At 59.4% G+C, this 1,131-nt stretch carries 2 protein-coding genes; both read right to left on the reverse strand.

Annotation, left to right across the window (positions count from 1 at the left end):
- The coding region (locus A918_RS20955; protein WP_198013313.1) for a cation:proton antiporter at nt 1–444 on the reverse strand (444 nt) is incomplete at its 3' end.
- A gap of 71 nt (nt 445–515) precedes the next feature.
- A partial coding sequence (locus tag A918_RS22240; protein ID WP_210162331.1) for a hypothetical protein occupies nt 516–1,131 on the reverse strand: 616 nt, incomplete at its 5' end.

Here is a 1,131-nt window from a genome sequence, read left to right on the forward strand (position 1 = left end):
CAGCAGAATGGCAACGATGCGGCGCCCCTTCGGTAATCCCATCTCACCGCGTTCTTGCAGCATCTGCATGACGATAGCGGTCGAGGTCAGGACGAAGCCCGTGCCGGCAACGAAGCTCGCCGCAGTTGGGTAGCCGAGCAAGATGCCGACCCAGACCAGCACTGCGATGGCAAGCCCCACCTGCAGAAGCCCGAGTCCGAAGATTTCACCGCGCATGGCCCACAATCGTGACGGCTGCATTTCCAGCCCGATGATGAACAGGAACAGCACGACGCCGAGTTCAGCAACGTGGATGATCGACTGCGCGTCGTGAAAGAAGCCGAGGCCGAACGGGCCGATCGCGAGCCCTGCGGCCAAGTAGCCGAGGACAGAACCGAGCCCCGCCTTGCGGAACAGCGGTACGGCAACTACCGCGGCCGCCAATAGGACAACCACGGCCATCATGTCGACGCCGCCATGATTGACCGCTTCTGCGGCTTGGGTAACAGTTTCAGCGGCCATGGCCTAGCTTTCTCTTATTTTGACGGAATGCGGAATTCTCTAATCAATCCGTCGAGGATGGTCACATAAGCCTCGCTGCGGCCGTTGAAGACGCGGCTCTGCCAGTCGAACACAATGTGCGTCGTATTGGCCGTGGTAGCCGCTTCAAGAACGGTCATTCGGGCCTGGGCATCGATTGCATCCGAACGTGCCCACGACCGCACACCTTCCGTCCCAGTGAGGATGCGTCCCCAGTCATTGATGATGCCATCGGGAGAAAAGGCAGCAACGAAGGCACCTTCGTCGCCAGCGTTTATCGCATCGACGGCGGATTGAAGGACTGGTGGTAGAGTAACCGACATGATTGTTCTCTCTTGTTGGTGAGGAGGCAAATGCGGCAGGGTGGTTCCCGCGAGTTGCCATATGGCAATCGTCGACACGATCGCGGGGACCGCAAAGACAACAAGAAGGATCGGCAGTTCCTGAGCCACCGTATAGCCGGCCCGGGTAACACCAACCCACATATTCGTCAGGGCAATGGCAAACCAGACTGGAATAAAGAGCTTCGCCCCGGCGGCGACTCCGGAGAGATCGCCGCCCCAGAGTTTACCGAAGAGCGAAAACACCCCGAGCAGGAGGATTCCGCCTGCT

The sequence above is a fragment of the Pseudochrobactrum sp. AO18b genome (genome assembly GCF_000409565.1).
Classification (GTDB): domain Bacteria; phylum Pseudomonadota; class Alphaproteobacteria; order Rhizobiales; family Rhizobiaceae; genus Pseudochrobactrum; species Pseudochrobactrum saccharolyticum.